The sequence below is a fragment of the Kluyvera ascorbata ATCC 33433 genome (assembly GCF_000735365.1).
In the GTDB taxonomy this organism is placed as follows: domain Bacteria; phylum Pseudomonadota; class Gammaproteobacteria; order Enterobacterales; family Enterobacteriaceae; genus Kluyvera; species Kluyvera ascorbata.
Genome location: NZ_JMPL01000019.1, coordinates 15,864 through 34,062 on the forward strand (window position 1 = coordinate 15,864; position 18,199 = coordinate 34,062).

The 18,199-nt window shown below is 56.1% G+C and carries 16 protein-coding genes; all 16 read left to right on the forward strand.

Annotated elements, in window-relative coordinates; all coding sequences use genetic code 11:
* Position 1: 1 nt before the first annotated feature.
* The 16 genes from rsmH to secM all read left to right on the forward strand — a co-directional run bounded on the left by rsmH (position 2) and on the right by secM (position 18,186).
* Positions 2-943 carry a 16S rRNA (cytosine(1402)-N(4))-methyltransferase RsmH gene (rsmH, locus tag GKAS_RS07330; RefSeq protein WP_035893019.1) on the forward strand — a complete coding sequence of 314 codons (942 nt, stop codon included), beginning with the start codon at positions 2-4 and terminating at the stop codon, positions 941-943.
* Positions 940-1,305 (forward strand): cell division protein FtsL, encoded by a 366-nt coding sequence (ftsL, locus tag GKAS_RS07335; protein WP_035893020.1) that lies wholly within the window; start codon positions 940-942, stop codon positions 1,303-1,305. The genes rsmH and ftsL overlap by 4 nt, the downstream gene beginning before the upstream one ends.
* 15 nt (positions 1,306-1,320) lie before the next feature.
* Positions 1,321-3,090 (forward strand): peptidoglycan glycosyltransferase FtsI, encoded by a 1,770-nt coding sequence (locus GKAS_RS07340; protein WP_035893021.1) that lies wholly within the window; start codon positions 1,321-1,323, stop codon positions 3,088-3,090.
* On the forward strand, positions 3,077-4,564 hold the full coding sequence (murE, locus tag GKAS_RS07345; RefSeq protein WP_035893023.1) for a UDP-N-acetylmuramoyl-L-alanyl-D-glutamate--2,6-diaminopimelate ligase: 1,488 nt from the start codon (positions 3,077-3,079) through the stop codon (positions 4,562-4,564). The genes GKAS_RS07340 and murE overlap by 14 nt, the downstream gene beginning before the upstream one ends.
* A complete protein-coding gene (gene murF / locus GKAS_RS07350; protein WP_035893025.1) occupies positions 4,561-5,919 on the forward strand; it encodes a UDP-N-acetylmuramoyl-tripeptide--D-alanyl-D-alanine ligase in 1,359 nt (452 codons plus the stop codon). The genes murE and murF overlap by 4 nt, the downstream gene beginning before the upstream one ends.
* Positions 5,913-6,995, forward strand: coding sequence for a phospho-N-acetylmuramoyl-pentapeptide-transferase (gene mraY, locus GKAS_RS07355; RefSeq protein ID WP_035893027.1), 1,083 nt, complete (start codon positions 5,913-5,915; stop codon positions 6,993-6,995). Before murF ends, mraY begins: the two co-directional genes overlap by 7 nt.
* 2 nt (positions 6,996-6,997) lie before the next feature.
* Entirely contained in the window at positions 6,998-8,314 is a 1,317-nt protein-coding gene (gene murD / locus GKAS_RS07360) for a UDP-N-acetylmuramoyl-L-alanine--D-glutamate ligase (RefSeq protein WP_035893030.1), read from the forward strand.
* Positions 8,314-9,585, forward strand: a complete 1,272-nt coding sequence (ftsW, locus tag GKAS_RS07365) for a cell division protein FtsW (protein ID WP_035893031.1) — start codon at positions 8,314-8,316, stop codon at positions 9,583-9,585. Before murD ends, ftsW begins: the two co-directional genes overlap by 1 nt.
* Positions 9,582-10,649 (forward strand): undecaprenyldiphospho-muramoylpentapeptide beta-N-acetylglucosaminyltransferase, encoded by a 1,068-nt coding sequence (gene murG, locus GKAS_RS07370; protein WP_035893033.1) that lies wholly within the window; start codon positions 9,582-9,584, stop codon positions 10,647-10,649. Before ftsW ends, murG begins: the two co-directional genes overlap by 4 nt.
* Before the next feature lie 53 nt (positions 10,650-10,702).
* Positions 10,703-12,178 carry a UDP-N-acetylmuramate--L-alanine ligase gene (murC, locus tag GKAS_RS07375; RefSeq protein ID WP_035893035.1) on the forward strand — a complete coding sequence of 492 codons (1,476 nt, stop codon included), beginning with the start codon at positions 10,703-10,705 and terminating at the stop codon, positions 12,176-12,178.
* Positions 12,171-13,091: a D-alanine--D-alanine ligase gene (locus GKAS_RS07380; protein ID WP_035893037.1), complete on the forward strand. Its 921-nt coding sequence runs from the start codon at positions 12,171-12,173 to the stop codon at positions 13,089-13,091. Before murC ends, GKAS_RS07380 begins: the two co-directional genes overlap by 8 nt.
* A gap of 1 nt (position 13,092) precedes the next feature.
* The gene (ftsQ, locus tag GKAS_RS07385) at positions 13,093-13,926 is read left to right on the forward strand and encodes a cell division protein FtsQ (RefSeq protein ID WP_035893039.1); all 834 of its coding nucleotides are present in this window, start codon (positions 13,093-13,095) and stop codon (positions 13,924-13,926) included.
* Positions 13,923-15,185: a cell division protein FtsA gene (ftsA, locus tag GKAS_RS07390; protein ID WP_035893041.1), complete on the forward strand. Its 1,263-nt coding sequence runs from the start codon at positions 13,923-13,925 to the stop codon at positions 15,183-15,185. Before ftsQ ends, ftsA begins: the two co-directional genes overlap by 4 nt.
* Positions 15,186-15,248: 63 nt before the next feature.
* Positions 15,249-16,400, forward strand: a complete 1,152-nt coding sequence (ftsZ, locus tag GKAS_RS07395) for a cell division protein FtsZ (RefSeq protein WP_035893043.1) — start codon at positions 15,249-15,251, stop codon at positions 16,398-16,400.
* Positions 16,401-16,500: 100 nt separating this feature from the next.
* Entirely contained in the window at positions 16,501-17,418 is a 918-nt protein-coding gene (gene lpxC / locus GKAS_RS07400) for a UDP-3-O-acyl-N-acetylglucosamine deacetylase (RefSeq protein WP_035893045.1), read from the forward strand.
* Between the two features lie 261 nt (positions 17,419-17,679).
* The gene (gene secM, locus GKAS_RS07405) at positions 17,680-18,186 is read left to right on the forward strand and encodes a secA translation cis-regulator SecM (RefSeq protein ID WP_072011365.1); all 507 of its coding nucleotides are present in this window, start codon (positions 17,680-17,682) and stop codon (positions 18,184-18,186) included.
* The last annotated feature ends 13 nt before the right edge of the window (positions 18,187-18,199 follow it).

Genomic DNA, 18,199 nt, shown 5'->3' on the forward strand with positions numbered 1-18,199 from the left:
TATGATGGAAAATTTTAAACATACTACGGTACTGCTGGACGAGGCCGTTAACGGCCTGAATATTCGTCCTGACGGTATCTATATCGATGGCACTTTTGGTCGCGGTGGTCATTCGCGTCTTATCCTGTCGCAGCTTGGCGAGCAGGGGCGTTTGATTGCGATCGATCGCGATCCCGCAGCGATTGCGGTGGCTAAGACCATTGATGATCCACGCTTTTCCATCGTGCATGGTCCTTTCTCTGCGCTGGCAGACTACGTTGCCGAGCGCGACCTTGTTGGCAAGATCGACGGTATTCTTCTCGATCTTGGTGTTTCTTCACCGCAGCTTGATGACGCAGAACGCGGTTTCTCGTTTATGCGCGATGGCCCGCTGGACATGCGTATGGACCCAACCCGCGGTCAATCAGCAGCAGAATGGCTGCAAACGGCAGAAGAAGCGGACATTGCCTGGGTGATTAAAACCTTCGGCGAGGAACGTTTTGGCAAACGTATTGCCCGCGCCATCGTTGAACGCAATCGCGTTGAGCCGATGACCCGCACGAAAGAACTGGCGGAAGTTATCGCGGCGGCCATGCCGGTGAAAGACAAATTCAAACACCCCGCAACCCGTACCTTCCAGGCGGTGCGCATTTGGGTGAATAGTGAGCTGGAGGAGATAGAGCAAGCGCTAAAAAGCTCGCTTGGCGTGCTGGCCCCGGGTGGGCGGCTGTCAATCATCAGCTTCCATTCGCTGGAAGACCGCATTGTGAAACGCTTTATGCGTGAACAAAGCCGCGGTCCACAGGTTCCGGCGGGGATCCCGATGACTGAAGAGCAACTCAGGAAGCTGGGTGGCCGTCATTTACGAGCATTAGGCAAGTTGATGCCGGGCGAAGATGAAGTGGCAGAGAATCCGCGTGCCCGTAGTTCAGTGCTGCGTATTGCAGAAAGGACGAACGCATGATCGGCAGAGTGACAGAAGCCCTAAGCAAAGTAACCGGGTCGTTAGGAAACGGCGAGCGCCATGCCTTGCCTGGCGTTATTCGCGACGACCTTTTGCAGTTTGGGAAGCTGCCACTCTGTCTGTTCATTTGCATTATTGTCACGGCGGTAACGGTGGTGACGACGGCTCACCATACTCGCCTGTTAACAGCCCAACGAGAACAGTTGGTGTTGGAGCGCGACGCGTTAGACATTGAGTGGCGAAACCTGATCCTCGAAGAGAATGCTCTGGGCGATCATAGCCGAGTCGAACGTATCGCTACCGAAAAGTTGCAGATGCAACATGTTGATCCATCGAAAGAAAACATTGTTGTTCAGAAATAAGGATTATTGCAACGCATGAAACCAGCGGCAAAAACGCTTAAGCCAAAACGTCAGGAAGAACAGGCCAACTTTATCAGTTGGCGTTTTGCGTTGCTTTGCGGCTGTATTTTTCTGGCGCTCGCGTTTCTGCTGGGACGCGCTGCCTGGCTACAAATTATTGCCCCGGATAAGCTGGTTCGTGAAGGCGATATGCGCTCCCTGCGCGTTCAGCAGGTTTCTACCTCCCGCGGCATGATTACCGACCGTTCAGGTCGTCCGCTGGCGGTGAGCGTGCCGGTGAAAGCTATCTGGGCCGATCCGAAAGAGCTGCACGAAGCGGGCGGAGTGGTGCTGAACAACCGCTGGAAAGCGTTGGCTGATGCCCTGAACATCCCGCTGGACCAGCTCGCAAACCGTATCAATACCAACCCACGCATGCGCTTTATCTACCTGGCGCGTCAGGTTAACCCTGATATGGCTGACTACATCAAAAAGCTCAAGCTGCCGGGGATCTATCTGCGTGAAGAATCTCGTCGTTACTACCCTTCAGGCGAAGTAACAGCTCACCTCATTGGCTTCACCAACGTCGACAGCCAGGGGATTGAAGGGGTCGAGAAGAGTTTTGATAAATGGCTTACCGGTCAGCCGGGTGAGCGTATTGTCCGTAAAGACCGTTATGGTCGCGTGATTGAAGACATCTCCTCAACCGACAGTCAGGCCGCCCATAATCTGGCGTTGAGCATTGATGAACGCCTGCAGGCGCTGGTTTATCGCGAATTGAACAACGCCGTGGCGTTTAACAAAGCGGAATCCGGCAGCGCCGTGTTGGTCGACGTGAGCACCGGTGAAGTGCTGGCGATGGCTAACAGCCCGTCTTACAACCCGAACAACTTTACCGGTACCGCGAAAGACACCATGCGTAACCGGGCCATTACCGACGTGTTTGAACCGGGTTCCACGGTGAAACCGATGGTAGTGATGACCGCGCTTCAGCGCGGCGTGGTGCGTGAAAACACCGTACTGAATACCATTCCTTACCGTATTAACGGCCACGAAATCAAAGACGTGGCGCGCTACAGCGAATTGACCCTGACCGGGGTACTACAGAAGTCGAGTAACGTCGGTGTTTCCAAGCTGGCGTTAGCGATGCCGTCCTCAGCGTTAGTAGATACTTACTCACGTTTTGGGCTGGGAAAAGCGACCAATTTGGGGTTGGTCGGAGAACGCAGTGGCTTATATCCTCAAAAACAACGGTGGTCTGACATAGAGAGGGCCACCTTCTCTTTCGGCTACGGGCTAATGGTAACGCCGTTACAGTTAGCGCGTGTCTACGCAACGATTGGCAGCTACGGGATTTACCGCCCGCTGTCGATAACCAAAGTTGACCCGCCGGTTCCCGGTGAGCGCATCTTCCCGGAATCTATCGTCCGCACCGTCGTTCATATGATGGAAAGCGTGGCGCTGCCTGGCGGCGGCGGCGTGAAAGCGGCGATTAAAGGCTACCGTATCGCGATTAAAACCGGTACGGCGAAAAAAGTCGGCCCGGACGGACGCTATATCAACAAATACATTGCTTACACCGCGGGCGTTGCGCCAGCCAGCCAGCCGCGCTTTGCGCTGGTGGTGGTCATTAACGACCCGCAGGCGGGTAAATATTACGGTGGCGCCGTTTCCGCGCCGGTCTTTGGTGCCATCATGGGCGGCGTTCTGCGCACGATGAACATTGAGCCGGATGCGCTGGCAACGGGCGGCGATAAAAGTGAATTAGTAACGAATCAAGGCGAGGGTACAGGTGGCAGATCGTAATTTGCGCGACCTTCTCGCTCCGTGGGTGCCAAATGCGCCGGAGCGAGTACTGCGAGAGATGACGCTCGACAGCCGTGTGGCTGCATCGGGCGATCTGTTCGTGGCGGTAGTGGGTCATCAGGCGGACGGGCGTCGTTATATCCCGCAGGCAATTGCGCAAGGTGTCGCTGCTGTTATAGCCGAGGCAAAAGATGAGGCAACCGACGGTGAAATCCGCGAGATGCACGGTGTGCCGGTTATCTACCTCAGCCAGTTAAACGAGCGCTTATCGGCACTGGCCGGGCGTTTTTACCACGAGCCATCCGACAGCCTGCGCCTGATTGGCGTGACCGGAACCAACGGTAAAACCACCACCACGCAGCTGATTGCACAGTGGTGCCAGCTGCTTGGCGAAACCAGCGCGGTGATGGGTACGGTCGGTAACGGCCTGCTGGATAACGTCATCCCGACGGAAAACACCACCGGTTCTGCTGTTGATGTACAGCATGTGCTGGCAGGGTTGGTTGAGCAGGGTGCAACGGTTGCCGCGATGGAGGTTTCCTCTCACGGCCTGGTGCAACACCGTGTTGCAGCGCTCAAGTTTGCGGCCTCGGTATTTACTAACCTGAGCCGCGATCATCTTGATTATCATGGTGATATGGAGCATTACGAAGCGGCGAAATGGCTGCTGTACTCCACCCACCACTGCGGCCAGGCCATCGTCAATGCAGACGATGAAGTGGGTCGTCGCTGGTTAGGCCGTCTGCCGGATGCCGTTGCGGTCTCCATGGACGATCACATTAATCCGAACTGCCATGGCCGCTGGCTGAAAGCCGTGGCGGTGGACTACCACGACAGCGGCGCCACTATCCGCTTTGCGTCCACCTGGGGCGAAGGCGAAATTGAAAGCCGCCTGATGGGGGCGTTTAACGTCAGCAACCTGCTGTTGGCATTGGCGACGCTGCTGGCGCTGGACTATCCGCTGAATGAATTGCTGAAAACCGCTTCGCGTTTACAGCCGGTGTGCGGGCGCATGGAAGTGTTTAGCGCGCCGGGCAAACCGACCGTGGTGGTTGATTACGCTCATACGCCAGATGCGCTGGAAAAAGCATTGCAGGCCGCGCGTCTGCACTGCTCCGGCAAGCTGTGGTGCGTATTTGGCTGCGGCGGTGACCGTGATAAAGGCAAGCGCCCGCTGATGGGGGCCATTGCCGAAGAGTTCTCCGACATTGTGGTGGTCACCGACGATAACCCGCGTACCGAAGAGCCGCGCGATATCATTAACGACATTCTTGCGGGCATGGTAGATGCCGGCCACGTGAAGGTGATGGAAGGCCGCGCGGAAGCGGTAACCAACGCCATCATGCAGGCGAAAGAGAATGACGTTGTTCTGGTGGCGGGCAAAGGCCACGAAGATTATCAGATTGTGGGTAACCGTCGTCTCGATTACTCCGACCGTATTACCGCAGCGCGTCTGCTGGGAGTGGTGGCATGATTGGCGTAACGCTTGGCCAGCTTGCCAACGTTCTGAACGGCGAGCTTTATGGCAGCGATTCCCTTATTGAAGACGTCACCACGGATACCCGGAAATTAACGCCGGGTTGTCTGTTTGTGGCGCTGAAAGGCGAACGTTTTGACGCGCATGATTTTGCGCAAACGGCAAAAGACGGTGGCGCCGGTGCGCTGCTGGTCAGCCGTAAGCTGGACATCAACCTGCCACAGCTCGTAGTGAGCGATACCCGTCTGGCATTTGGTGAACTGGCTGCCTGGGTGCGCCAGCAGGTTCCTGCTCGCGTGGTGGCCCTGACCGGTTCTTCCGGTAAAACCTCGGTAAAAGAGATGACCGCCGCCATTCTTGGGCAGTGCGGCAACACACTTTATACCGCGGGCAATCTCAATAATGATATCGGCGTGCCGATGACATTACTGCGCTTAACGCCGGAACATCAGTTTGCGGTGATTGAGCTCGGCGCAAACCATCAGGGCGAAATCGCCTGGACCGTTAGCCTGACCCGCCCGGAAGCGGCGCTGGTGAACAACCTGGCGGCTGCGCATCTGGAAGGTTTTGGCTCGCTGGCGGGCGTGGCGAAGGCGAAAGGTGAAATCTTCACCGGCCTGCCGGACAGCGGCATTGCGATTCTGAACGCCGATAACAACGACTGGGCCAACTGGCAGCAGGTGATTGGCGATCGTACCGTCTGGCGTTTTTCACCCAACGCGGCGGGGAGTGATTTCCACGCCTCTGACGTTCGTATTACCTCACAGGGTACCGAATTTACGCTGCATACGCCGAACGGCAGCATTGACGTGCTGCTGCCGCTGCCGGGTCGCCATAACATCGCGAACGCGCTTGCCGCGACCGCGCTGGCAACCGCCGTTGGCGCAGACTTAAGCGCGGTGAAAGTCGGGCTGGCACAGCTGAAAGCGGTGCCGGGGCGTTTGTTCCCGATTCACTTGACGGACAGCCAGCTGGTGCTGGATGACTCCTACAACGCGAACGTCGGTTCTATGACGGCTGCGGTGCAGGTGCTGTCTGAAATGCCGGGTTACCGTGTGTTGGTCGTTGGCGATATGGCAGAGCTTGGCGCCGAAAGCGAAGCGTGCCACATCCAGGTGGGTAACGCTGCCAAAGCGGCTGGGATTGACCGAGTTCTGAGCGTCGGCACGTTAAGCCAGGCGATTAGCACTGCCAGCGGGGCAGGGGAGTACTTCACCGATAAAGCGTCGGCTATTGCTCGTCTTAACACGCTGATTAACGAACATAAAACTATCACCATTCTGGTGAAAGGATCACGCAGTGCTGCCATGGAAGAGGTCGTACGCGCATTACAGGAGAACGGGACATGTTAGTGTGGCTGGCCGAACATCTGGTCAAATATTATTCCGGCTTTAACGTCTTTTCCTATCTGACGTTTCGCGCCATCGTCAGCCTGCTGACCGCGCTGTTCATCTCTTTGTGGATGGGCCCGCGCATGATTGCCCGTCTGCAAAAAATGTCGTTTGGTCAGGTTGTTCGTAACGACGGTCCTGAATCTCACTTCAGTAAACGCGGTACGCCGACGATGGGCGGGATCATGATCCTGACCGCGATCACCGTCTCCGTGCTGCTGTGGGCCTATCCGTCAAACCCGTACGTCTGGTGCGTGCTGACGGTATTGATCGGCTACGGCATTATCGGTTTTGTTGATGACTACCGCAAAGTGGTTCGTAAAGACACCAAAGGGCTTATCGCGCGCTGGAAATACTTCTGGATGTCGGTGATTGCGCTGGGCGTGGCTTTTGCGCTGTACCTTGCCGGTAAAGATACGCCAGCTACCGAGCTGGTGGTGCCGTTCTTCAAAGACATCATGCCGCAGCTGGGCCTGCTCTACATCCTGCTGGCCTACTTCGTTATCGTCGGTACCGGCAACGCCGTTAACCTGACCGATGGCCTCGACGGTCTGGCCATTATGCCGACCGTCTTCGTGGCGGCGGGCTTTGCGCTGGTGGCGTGGGCGACCGGTAACATGAATTTCGCGAGCTACCTGCATATTCCTTACCTGCGTCATGCAGGCGAGCTGGTAATCGTCTGTACGGCGATTGTTGGCGCGGGACTCGGCTTCCTGTGGTTCAACACCTATCCGGCACAGGTCTTTATGGGCGACGTCGGTTCGCTGGCACTGGGCGGCGCGCTGGGCATTATTGCTGTGCTGCTGCGCCAGGAGTTCCTGCTGGTGATCATGGGCGGCGTCTTCGTGGTTGAAACCCTGTCGGTTATCCTGCAGGTCGGCTCCTTCAAGCTGCGCGGGCAGCGCATCTTCCGTATGGCGCCGATTCACCACCACTATGAATTGAAAGGCTGGCCGGAGCCGCGCGTTATTGTGCGCTTCTGGATTATTTCGCTGATGCTGGTGCTGATTGGCCTGGCAACGCTGAAGGTACGTTAATCATGGCAGATTACCTGGGTAAAAACGTCGTCATTATTGGTCTTGGACTGACCGGGCTTTCCTGCGTGGATTTTTTCCTCGCGCAGAACGTCACGCCGCGCGTGATGGATACCCGAGCGACGCCACCCGGTCTGGATAAACTGCCGGAAGCGGTAGATCGTTATGTCGGTGGGTTGAACGAAGACTGGCTGATGACGGCCGACCTGATTGTCGCAAGCCCAGGTATGGCGCTGGCAAACCCGGCGTTGAGCCGCGCGGCCGATGCGGGTATTGAAATTGTTGGCGACATCGAACTGTTCTGCCGTGAAGCGCAGGCGCCTATCGTGGCGATTACCGGCTCCAACGGTAAAAGCACGGTCACCACGCTGATTGGCGAGATGGCTAAAGCCGCGGGTGTGAACGTCGGAGTCGGCGGTAATATTGGCCTACCAGCGTTGATGCTGCTGGACCCGGCGCGCGAACTGTACGTGCTTGAGCTTTCCAGCTTCCAGCTGGAAACCACCTCCAGCCTGCATGCGGCGGCGGCAACGATTCTGAACGTGACCGAAGACCATATGGATCGCTACCCGCTGGGGCTGCAACAGTACCGAGCGGCGAAGCTGCGCATCTATGAAAACGCCAAAGTCTGCGTCGTGAACGCTGACGACGGCCTGACCATGCCGGTGCGCGGTGCGGATGAGCGCTGCGTGAGCTTCGGCGTGGACGTCGGTGACTATCACCTGAACCGCCAGCAGGGGGAAACCTGGCTGCGCGTGAAAGGTGAAAAAGTATTGAACGTCAAAGAGATGCCGCTCACCGGGCAGCATAACTACAGCAACGCCCTGGCGGCGCTGGCGCTGGCGGATGCCGTTGGCCTGCCGCGCGCGACTAGCCTGAAAGCGTTGACCACCTTTACCGGGTTGGCTCACCGTTTCCAGATTGTGCTCGACCATCGCGGCGTGCGCTGGATTAACGACTCGAAAGCGACCAACGTCGGCAGCACCGAAGCAGCGTTAAACGGCCTGCACGTGGCGGGAACGCTGTATCTGCTGCTGGGTGGCGATGGTAAATCTGCCGACTTCGAACCACTGCGACGCTATCTGACCGGCGATAACATTCGTCTCTTCTGTTTTGGCCGTGACGGCGGTGAACTGGCCGCGCTGCGCCCGGAAATCGCCACCCAAACGGAAACCATGGAAGAGGCGATGCGCCTGATTGCGCCACAGGTGAAAGCGGGCGATATGGTTCTGCTGTCTCCGGCATGTGCCAGCCTTGACCAGTTTAAAAGCTTTGAGCAGCGCGGCGACGTGTTTGCTCGCCTGGCGAAGGAGTTAGGTTGATGCGTTTATCGCTCCCGCGCCTGAGACTGCCTCAACTGAGGCTGCCGCGTCTGCCGGGCATGCGCGTTTTCGCATGGCTGTTTGGTTGGATGTTTGCCGCGCTTAAGGGCTGGGTGATGGGCTCTCGGGAGAAAGATACCGATAGCCTGATTATGTACGACCGCACGCTGCTGTGGCTGACCCTTGGCCTGGCGGCGATTGGTTTTATTATGGTGACCTCGGCCTCAATGCCGGTGGGGCAGCGTCTGGCTAACGATCCTTTCCTGTTTGCCAAGCGTGACGGTCTTTATATTCTGCTGGCGTTTTTGATGGCGCTGGTGACGCTGCGGCTGCCGATGTCATTCTGGCAGAAGCACAGTACGTTCATGCTGATTGCTTCTATCGGTATGTTGCTGATTGTTCTGGTCGTCGGTAGCTCGGTTAACGGTGCATCGCGCTGGATTGCCTTCGGCCCGCTGCGTATCCAGCCTGCCGAGCTGACCAAGCTATCGCTGTTTTGCTATATCGCCAACTATCTAGTGCGTAAAGCCGATGAGGTGCGCAACAACCTGCGCGGCTTCTTAAAACCGATGGGCGTGATTTTCGTGCTGGCGATTTTGCTGCTGGCGCAGCCTGACCTTGGTACCGTGGTGGTGCTGTTCGTCACCACGCTGGCGATGCTGTTCCTCGCGGGTGCCAAGCTGTGGCAGTTCATCGCCATCATTGGTATGGGGCTCTCCGCAGTCGTACTGTTGATCCTTGCCGAACCGTATCGTATTCGCCGCGTGACCTCCTTCTGGAACCCGTGGGAAGACCCGTTTGGTAGCGGCTACCAGCTGACCCAATCGCTGATGGCCTTTGGCCGTGGCGAGATGTGGGGGCAAGGTTTAGGCAACTCGGTGCAGAAACTGGAGTATCTGCCGGAAGCGCATACCGACTTCATCTTCGCCATCATCGGTGAGGAATTGGGTTATATCGGTGTGGTACTGGCACTTTTAATGGTATTCTTCGTCGCTTTCCGCGCCATGTCCATTGGTCGCAAAGCGCTGGAGATCAACCAACGTTTTTCTGGCTTCCTGGCTTGCGCAATCGGCGTATGGTTCAGTTTCCAGGCGTTGGTAAACGTAGGGGCAGCAGCCGGTATGTTACCGACAAAAGGCCTGACCCTGCCGTTGATAAGCTACGGTGGCTCCAGTCTTCTGATTATGTCGACTGCCATCATGTTCTTATTACGAATTGATTATGAAACGCGTCTGGAAAAAGCCCAGGCGTTTACCCGAGGTTCTCGATGAGCGGTCAAACAAAGCGGTTAATGGTGATGGCAGGCGGTACCGGTGGACACGTGTTTCCGGGGCTGGCGGTCGCGCACCATTTAATGGATCAGGGCTGGCAGGTGCGCTGGCTGGGAACCGCAGATCGTATGGAAGCCGACCTGGTGCCAAAACATGGCATCGAGATTGATTTTATCCATATCTCCGGGCTGCGAGGCAAAGGCCTGAAAGCGCTGCTGATGGCACCCATGCGTATTTTCAACGCCTGGCGTCAGGCGCGCGCGATCATGAAACGCTTTAAGCCGGACGTGGTGCTGGGCATGGGCGGTTATGTCTCCGGGCCTGGCGGTCTGGCGGCGTGGTCGCTGGGTATCCCGGTTGTTCTGCATGAGCAGAACGGTATTGCCGGGCTCACGAACAAATGGCTGGCGAAGATTGCTACCAAAGTGATGCAGGCTTTCCCGGGGGCGTTCCCGAATGCCGACGTGGTTGGCAACCCGGTACGCGTTGATGTGCTGGCGCTGCCGCTGCCGGAACAGCGCCTGGTGGGCCGCGATGGCCCCATCCGCGTGCTGGTTGTTGGCGGTTCTCAGGGCGCACGCGTTCTCAACCAGACCCTGCCGCAGGTTGCACAGCGTTTGGGTGATGCGGTGACTATCTGGCACCAGAGCGGAAAAGGCGGTCAACAAACCGTTGAACAGGCCTACGTCGATGCCGGTCAGCCGCAGCATAAAGTAACCGAATTCATTGATGACATGGCTGAAGCGTACGCGTGGGCCGATGTGGTGGTCTGTCGCTCCGGCGCGCTGACGGTGAGCGAGATTGCGGCGGCAGGTCTGCCGGCGATTTTCGTCCCATTCCAGCATAAAGACCGTCAGCAGTACTGGAATGCGCTGCCGCTGGAGAAAGCCGGCGCGGCGAAGATCTTTGAGCAGCCGCAGTTTACGGCGCAGGCGGTCGCGGACACGCTGGCAAGCTGGGATCGCAACACATTATTAGAGATGGCTGAGCGTGCACGTGCGACGGCCATCCCGGACGCTACCGAGCGGGTAGCAAAAGAAGTAAGCCTGGCTGCAAAGGCTTAATCATCGCGGCGCATTTGCGTCGCCCGAATTTCAGAAGTGATGGCGTTTAGAGAATGAATACACAACAACTGGCGAAACTGCGTTCTATTGTGCCCGAGATGCGTCGCGTTCGGCACATTCACTTTGTTGGCATCGGTGGCGCCGGTATGGGCGGTATTGCTGAAGTACTGGCCAACGAAGGATATCAGATCAGCGGTTCCGATCTGGCACCGAACCCGGTGACGCAGCAGTTGACGAAATTGGGCGCCACGATTTATTTCAACCACCGTCCGGAAAACGTTCGCGATGCGAGCGTTGTGGTGGTCTCAACGGCTATCTCTGCCGATAACCCGGAAATCGTCGCCGCACACGAGGCGCGTATCCCGGTTATTCGCCGCGCGGAAATGCTGGCGGAGCTGATGCGTTTTCGTCACGGCATTGCTATTGCCGGGACACACGGTAAAACCACGACCACCGCGATGGTCGCCAGTATTTATGCGGAAGCCGGGCTGGACCCGACCTTCGTCAACGGTGGCCTGGTGAAAGCGGCAGGCGTGCATGCGCGTCTGGGCCATAGCCGCTACCTGATTGCGGAAGCCGATGAGAGCGACGCGTCGTTCCTGCATCTGCAGCCGATGGTGGCGATTGTCACCAACATCGAAGCCGACCACATGGATACTTACCAGGGCGACTTCGAAAATTTAAAGCAGACGTTTATTAATTTCCTGCACAACTTGCCGTTTTATGGCCGTGCGGTGATGTGTGTTGATGACCCGGTTATCCGTGAGCTGCTGCCGCGCGTAGGTCGTCAGACCACCACCTACGGTTTCAGTGATGACGCGGACGTTCGCGTAGAAAACTACCAGCAGATTGGCCCACAGGGGCACTTCACGCTGGTGCGTCAGGATAAAGAAGACCTGCGCGTGACGCTGAATGCGCCGGGCCGTCATAACGCTCTGAACGCCGCAGCAGCGGTCGCGGTAGCGACGGAAGAGGGCATTGAAGACGACGCTATCCTGCGCGCTTTGGAAAGTTTCCAGGGCACTGGCCGTCGTTTCGACTTCCTGGGCGAGTTCCCGCTGGAAGAGGTGAATGGTAAAGAAGGCACCGCACTGCTGGTTGATGACTACGGTCACCACCCAACAGAAGTTGATGCCACCATTAAGGCTGCACGCGCGGGCTGGCCGGACAAAAAATTAGTGATGGTATTCCAGCCGCACCGTTATACCCGTACGCGTGACTTGTACGATGATTTTGCCCACGTGCTGACGCAAGTGGATGCCCTGCTGATGCTGGATGTCTATCCGGCGGGTGAAGCGCCGATTCCTGGGGCTGATAGCCGCTCGCTGTGTCGTACCATTCGCGGACGTGGAAAAGTGGACCCGATTCTGGTAGCTGACCCGTCTCAGGTCCCGGAAATGTTGGCATCAGTGCTGACGGGTAATGACCTTGTCTTAATTCAGGGTGCCGGAAATATTGGTAAAATTGCGCGTAACTTAGCTGAAATCAAACTGAAGCCGCAAACTCAGGAGGAACCGCGTCATGGCTGATAAGATCGCGGTTCTTTTGGGCGGAACCTCTGCTGAACGCGAAGTGTCGTTAAACTCCGGCACGGCGGTGCTGGCCGGTCTTCGCGAAGCGGGCATTGATGCGCATGCGGTCGACCCGAAAGAGACAGATGTTACCCAACTGAAAAACATGGGTTTTCAGAAAGCGTTTATTGCACTGCATGGTCGCGGCGGTGAAGATGGCACGCTGCAGGGATTACTGGAACTGCTTAAGCTTCCGTATACCGGCAGCGGCGTGATGGCTTCAGCGATTTCGATGGATAAACTGCGCAGCAAATTGCTGTGGCAGGGCGCGGGATTACCGGTTGCCCCTTGGGTTGCCGTTGAGCGCGAAGCCTTTAATGCCGGGCTTTCCAGCGAGGTTCAAGCGCAGATTGCCGCACTCGGCCTGCCGCTTATCGTTAAGCCGAGTCGTGAAGGTTCAAGCGTTGGGATGTCGAAAGTCACCGAGAGTGGTGACCTGGCCGAAGCGTTAACGCAGGCGTTTCAACATGATGACGAAGTTCTGGTAGAAAAATGGCTCAGTGGGCCAGAATTTACGGTTGCGGTACTCGGTGAAGAAATTTTGCCGACAGTTCGCATCCAACCTGCCGGAACCTTCTATGATTATGAGGCGAAGTATCTCTCTGATGAGACAAAATATTTCTGCCCTGGTTGTGAGGAACCAACCCAGGAATCGGAAATGCAGTCTTTAGTACTGAAAGCCTGGAAAGTTTTAGGCTGCCGTGGATGGGGTCGCATTGACGTCATGCAGGACAGCGATGGTCAATATTATCTGCTGGAGGCGAACACCTCTCCGGGGATGACCAGCCATAGTCTGGTGCCGATGGCGGCACGTCAGGCGGGAATGAGCTTCTCGCAGCTGGTAGTACGAATTCTGGACCTGGCGGGGTGATATGTCGCAGGCTGCGCTGAATACGCGGAACCGTGAAGAAGAAGAGTACGCTGCTTCACGGCGCAATAATGGAACGCATCTGGTGGGAATTGTCTTCCTGCTAGCGGTGTTGTGTACCGTGTTCGTTAGCGGCTGGGTCGTGCTGGGCTGGATGGAAGATGCGCAACGTTTGCCCATCTCAAAACTGGTGGTGACTGGCGATCGTCATTACACGCGTAACGATGATATTCGACAGTCCATTCTGGCTCTGGGATCGCCGGGAACCTTTATGACTCAGGACGTGAACATCGTTCAGAGTCAAATTGAGCGCCTGCCGTGGATTAAACAGGCAAGCGTCAGAAAGCAGTGGCCGGACGAATTGAAGATTCATCTGGTTGAATATGTGCCCATTGCGCGTTGGAATGATCAGCACATGGTGGATGCCGAGGGTAATGCCTTCAGCGTACCTGCCGATCGAACCAGCAAGCAGAATTTGCCTATGCTCTATGGCCCTGAAGGAAGCGCAAGCGAAGTGTTGCAGGGTTATCACGACATGGGAGCGATGCTCGCGAAAGGGAAGTTCACGTTGAAGGTTGCGGCGATGACCGCGCGCCGTTCGTGGCAGCTGACGCTTGATAACGGTATCAAGTTGAATCTGGGGCGGGGCGATACGATGAAGCGGCTGGAACGTTTTTTAGAACTGTATCCGGTTCTACAACAGCAGGCGCAAACAGACGGTAATCGGATTAGTTATGTTGACTTGCGTTATGACTCGGGGGCGGCAGTAGGCTGGGAACCTGCTCCTGCGGCGGACACTAATCAACAACAGAATCAGGCACAGGCAGAACAACAATGATCAAGGCGACGGACAGAAAACTGGTAGTTGGACTGGAGATCGGCACTGCAAAAGTGGCCGCTTTAGTAGGGGAAGTTCTGCCCGACGGAGTGATTAATATCATTGGGGTCGGCAGTTGTCCGTCCCGTGGTATGGATAAAGGCGGGGTTAACGACCTTGAGTCGGTAGTGAAATGCGTACAGCGCGCTATCGACCAGGCGGAGCTGATGGCGGATTGCCAGATCTCTTCGGTATATCTGGCGCTTTCCGGTAAGCACATTAGCTGTCAAAATGAGATAGGTATGGTGCCTATCTCAGAAGAAGAGGTCACGCTGGAAGACGTGGAGAACGTCGTTCACACGGCGAAATCCGTACGCGTACGTGATGAACATCGTGTTTTACACGTTATTCCGCAAGAATACGCGATTGATTACCAGGAAGGGATCAAAAACCCGGTAGGCTTATCCGGTGTGCGTATGCAGGCGAAGGTGCATCTGATTACCTGCCACAACGACATGGCGAAAAACATTGTCAAAGCGGTAGAGCGTTGCGGCCTGAAGGTTGATCAGCTGATTTTCGCCGGTCTGGCTTCAAGCTATTCCGTCTTAACGGAAGATGAACGTGAGCTGGGTGTCTGCGTTGTGGACATCGGCGGCGGTACAATGGATATCGCGGTCTACACCGGCGGCGCGCTGCGTCACACTAAAGTTATCCCTTATGCCGGGAACGTGGTGACCAGCGATATCGCCTACGCATTCGGTACGCCGCCAAGCGACGCCGAAGCGATTAAAGTGCGCCATGGCTGCGCGCTGGGCTCCATCGTGGGCAAAGATGAGAGCGTTGAAGTGCCAAGCGTGGGCGGTCGTCCGCCGCGTAGCCTGCAGCGCCAGACATTGGCAGAGGTCATTGAGCCGCGTTATACCGAGCTGCTGAACCTCGTCAATGAAGAAATTTTACAGTTACAGGAACAGCTTCGTCAGCAGGGTGTCAAACACCACCTCGCGGCGGGGATTGTATTGACCGGTGGCGCAGCGCAAATTGAAGGGTTAGCGGCTTGCGCGCAGCGGGTGTTCCATACGCAGGTTCGTATCGGTGCGCCGCTGAATATTACTGGTCTGACGGACTATGCCCAGGAGCCGTATTATTCAACGGCGGTGGGCCTGCTGCACTACGGGAAAGAGTCCCACTTGAGTGGTGAAGCAGAGGTAGAAAAGCGCGTTACCGCATCGGTCGGATCGTGGATCAAGCGACTGAATAGCTGGTTACGCAAAGAGTTTTAATTTTTAAAGAGACCAATGCACAATTCACGGTCTCGGGCGACAGGCACAAAACGGAGAGAAACTATGTTTGAACCTATGGAACTGACCAACGACGCGGTGATTAAAGTCATCGGCGTCGGTGGCGGCGGCGGTAATGCCGTTGAACACATGGTGCGCGAGCGCATTGAAGGTGTAGAGTTTTTTGCTGTTAACACCGATGCGCAGGCACTGCGTAAAACGGCGGTTGGCCAGACTATCCAGATCGGTAGCGGTATCACCAAAGGTCTGGGCGCTGGGGCAAACCCGGAAGTCGGTCGCAACGCGGCTGATGAAGACCGTGAAGCACTGCGTGCTGCGTTAGACGGTGCAGACATGGTATTTATCGCAGCAGGCATGGGCGGCGGTACCGGTACCGGTGCAGCGCCAGTGGTTGCTGAAGTGGCTAAAGATTTAGGTATCCTGACCGTCGCTGTCGTGACTAAGCCTTTCAACTTTGAAGGCAAGAAGCGTATGGCATTTGCGGAGCAGGGTATCACCGAACTGTCCAAGCACGTGGACTCCCTGATCACCATTCCGAACGACAAGCTGCTGAAAGTACTGGGTCGCGGTATCTCCCTGCTCGACGCGTTTGGCGCGGCGAACGATGTTCTGAAAGGCGCAGTACAGGGTATCGCAGAGCTTATCACCCGTCCTGGTCTGATGAACGTCGACTTCGCGGACGTCCGTACCGTGATGTCCGAAATGGGCTATGCGATGATGGGCTCCGGCGTAGCAAGCGGTGAAGACCGTGCGGAAGAAGCGGCTGAAATGGCTATCTCTTCTCCGCTGCTGGAAGATATCGACCTGTCCGGCGCACGTGGCGTTCTGGTCAACATCACCGCGGGCTTCGACCTGCGTCTGGATGAGTTCGAAACCGTGGGTAATACTATCCGTGCGTTTGCTTCGGATAACGCGACCGTGGTTATCGGTACTTCCCTTGACCCGGATATGAACGACGAACTGCGTGTTACCGTGGTTGCGACCGGTATCGGCATGGATAAGCGTCCTGAGATCACCCTGGTGACCAACAAGCAGACGCAGCAACCTGCGCTGGATCGCTATCAGCAGCATGGTATGGCGCCGCTGACGCAAGAACAGAAACCGGCTGCTAAAGTGGTAAACGACAATACGCCGCAGACCACCAAAGAACCGGATTACCTGGATATCCCAGCCTTCCTGCGTAAGCAAGCTGACTAAGAATTAGCTGGAAGTTGGGAATCTGCGCTCTTTGTGCTAAACTGGCCCACCGAATGTGATATACACTTCGGTTGGATAGTTAATTTGGCGAGATTATACGATGATCAAACAAAGGACTCTTAAACGTATCGTTCAGGCGACTGGCGTCGGTTTACACACCGGCAAAAAGGTCACACTGACGTTACGCCCTGCGCCGGCAAATACCGGGGTCATCTATCGTCGCACTGACTTGAATCCTCCGGTAGATTTCCCGGCTGATGCCAAATCTGTGCGTGATACTATGCTCTGTACTTGCCTGGTCAACGAGCATGACGTGCGGATTTCTACCGTAGAGCACCTCAACGCCGCGCTGGCGGGCCTGGGTATCGACAACATCATTGTTGAAGTCGATGCACCAGAAATCCCGATCATGGACGGTAGTGCTGCGCCATTCGTTTATCTGTTGCTGGATGCCGGCATCGATGAACTGAACTGCGCGAAGAAATTCGTCCGTATTAAAGACACCGTTCGCGTGGAAGATGGCGATAAGTGGGCTGAATTCAAACCGTACAATGGTTTCTCGTTGGACTTTACCATCGACTTTAACCATCCGGCTATTGATGCCAGCACGCAGCGTTATGCCATGAACTTCTCCGCAGACGCGTTCATGCGACAGATTAGCCGTGCTCGTACTTTCGGCTTCATGCGTGATATCGAATATCTGCAGTCCCGTGGCCTGGCCTTGGGCGGCAGCTTCGATTGTGCCATCGTTGTTGACGATTATCGCGTACTGAACGAAGACGGCCTGCGTTTTGAAGATGAATTCGTTCGTCACAAAATGCTGGATGCAATCGGCGACCTGTTCATGTGTGGTCACAACATTATTGGTGCATTTACCGCGTATAAATCCGGTCATGCGCTGAACAACAAACTTCTGCAGGCGGTCCTGGCAAAACAGGAAGCTTGGGAATTTGTGACCTTCCAGGACGACGCAGAACTGCCGATGGCGTTCAAAGCACCGTCAATGGTTCTGGCATAAGCCTGACCATCGCGTAAATTCGACTGGCAACCTGGCACTCTCTCCGGTCAGGGAACCAGTCGTTTTTTCTTTTTAGCGCTCAAGATTCTACTTTCCCGCCATCAGTGTCTTTGTAAAGATCGCATTCCTGTGCAACCGCTGCTTTCTTAACCCGTTTTTCGGTGATGATTTCGTCATTCCTGCTGCTGCAACGCTGCATTAATGGTAATATCTTGGCGCGAAAATAGAATAACGGTACTTAAACCGAAGGTGGAATATTACGTGAGTGGAATGCTGACGCGTTGGCGACAGTTTGGTAGACGCTACTTCTGGCCGCATCTCCTGTTGGGGATGGTTGCTGCTGGTTTTGGCCTGCCTGCGCTTGCAAGTAATACTGAGCCTGCCTCTCCGGCCCGCGAGACGAGCAGCAACCATCATCCGTCGCAGAAAATTGATTTCACGCAGCTGGCGCGTCTTGAGAACAACCGCCGCCCTTCATTCAGCGTGGACTACTGGCATCAACATGCCATTCGCACGGTTATTCGCCACCTCTCTTTTGCCATGGCGCCTACCGCGTCACCGGTTGCCGAGCCTGCGTCGCCGCTTCAGGCCGCACAGCATCTGGCTCTGCTCGACACGCTAAATGCGTTACTGAACGTTGAAAGCCAGCCGCCAGCGGTGATCGCCCAGGCTGTCATTTTACCTGCTTTACCCCCTCACGCTTTTAGCATCCCAGCCTGGATAAGCCAGGTGCAGGGCATCCGCGCCGGGCCGCAGCGCCTCGTCTAAAAATAACCGCTTT

Bases quoted from the DNA above. Each gene is read 5' to 3' on its own strand.
- GKAS_RS07340 (WP_035893021.1), top strand. From the start codon at position 1,321: ATGAAACCAGCGGCAAAAACGCTTAAGCCAAAACGTCAGGAAGAACAG.
- ftsZ (WP_035893043.1), top strand. From the start codon at position 15,249: ATGTTTGAACCTATGGAACTGACCAACGACGCGGTGATTAAAGTCATC.
- mraY (WP_035893027.1), top strand. From the start codon at position 5,913: ATGTTAGTGTGGCTGGCCGAACATCTGGTCAAATATTATTCCGGCTTT.
- lpxC (WP_035893045.1), top strand. From the start codon at position 16,501: ATGATCAAACAAAGGACTCTTAAACGTATCGTTCAGGCGACTGGCGTC.
- ftsQ (WP_035893039.1), top strand. From the start codon at position 13,093: ATGTCGCAGGCTGCGCTGAATACGCGGAACCGTGAAGAAGAAGAGTAC.
- rsmH (WP_035893019.1), top strand. From the start codon at position 2: ATGATGGAAAATTTTAAACATACTACGGTACTGCTGGACGAGGCCGTT.
- murF (WP_035893025.1), top strand. From the start codon at position 4,561: ATGATTGGCGTAACGCTTGGCCAGCTTGCCAACGTTCTGAACGGCGAG.
- ftsW (WP_035893031.1), top strand. From the start codon at position 8,314: ATGCGTTTATCGCTCCCGCGCCTGAGACTGCCTCAACTGAGGCTGCCG.
- murD (WP_035893030.1), top strand. From the start codon at position 6,998: ATGGCAGATTACCTGGGTAAAAACGTCGTCATTATTGGTCTTGGACTG.
- ftsL (WP_035893020.1), top strand. From the start codon at position 940: ATGATCGGCAGAGTGACAGAAGCCCTAAGCAAAGTAACCGGGTCGTTA.
- murG (WP_035893033.1), top strand. From the start codon at position 9,582: ATGAGCGGTCAAACAAAGCGGTTAATGGTGATGGCAGGCGGTACCGGT.
- ftsA (WP_035893041.1), top strand. From the start codon at position 13,923: ATGATCAAGGCGACGGACAGAAAACTGGTAGTTGGACTGGAGATCGGC.
- GKAS_RS07380 (WP_035893037.1), top strand. From the start codon at position 12,171: ATGGCTGATAAGATCGCGGTTCTTTTGGGCGGAACCTCTGCTGAACGC.
- murC (WP_035893035.1), top strand. From the start codon at position 10,703: ATGAATACACAACAACTGGCGAAACTGCGTTCTATTGTGCCCGAGATG.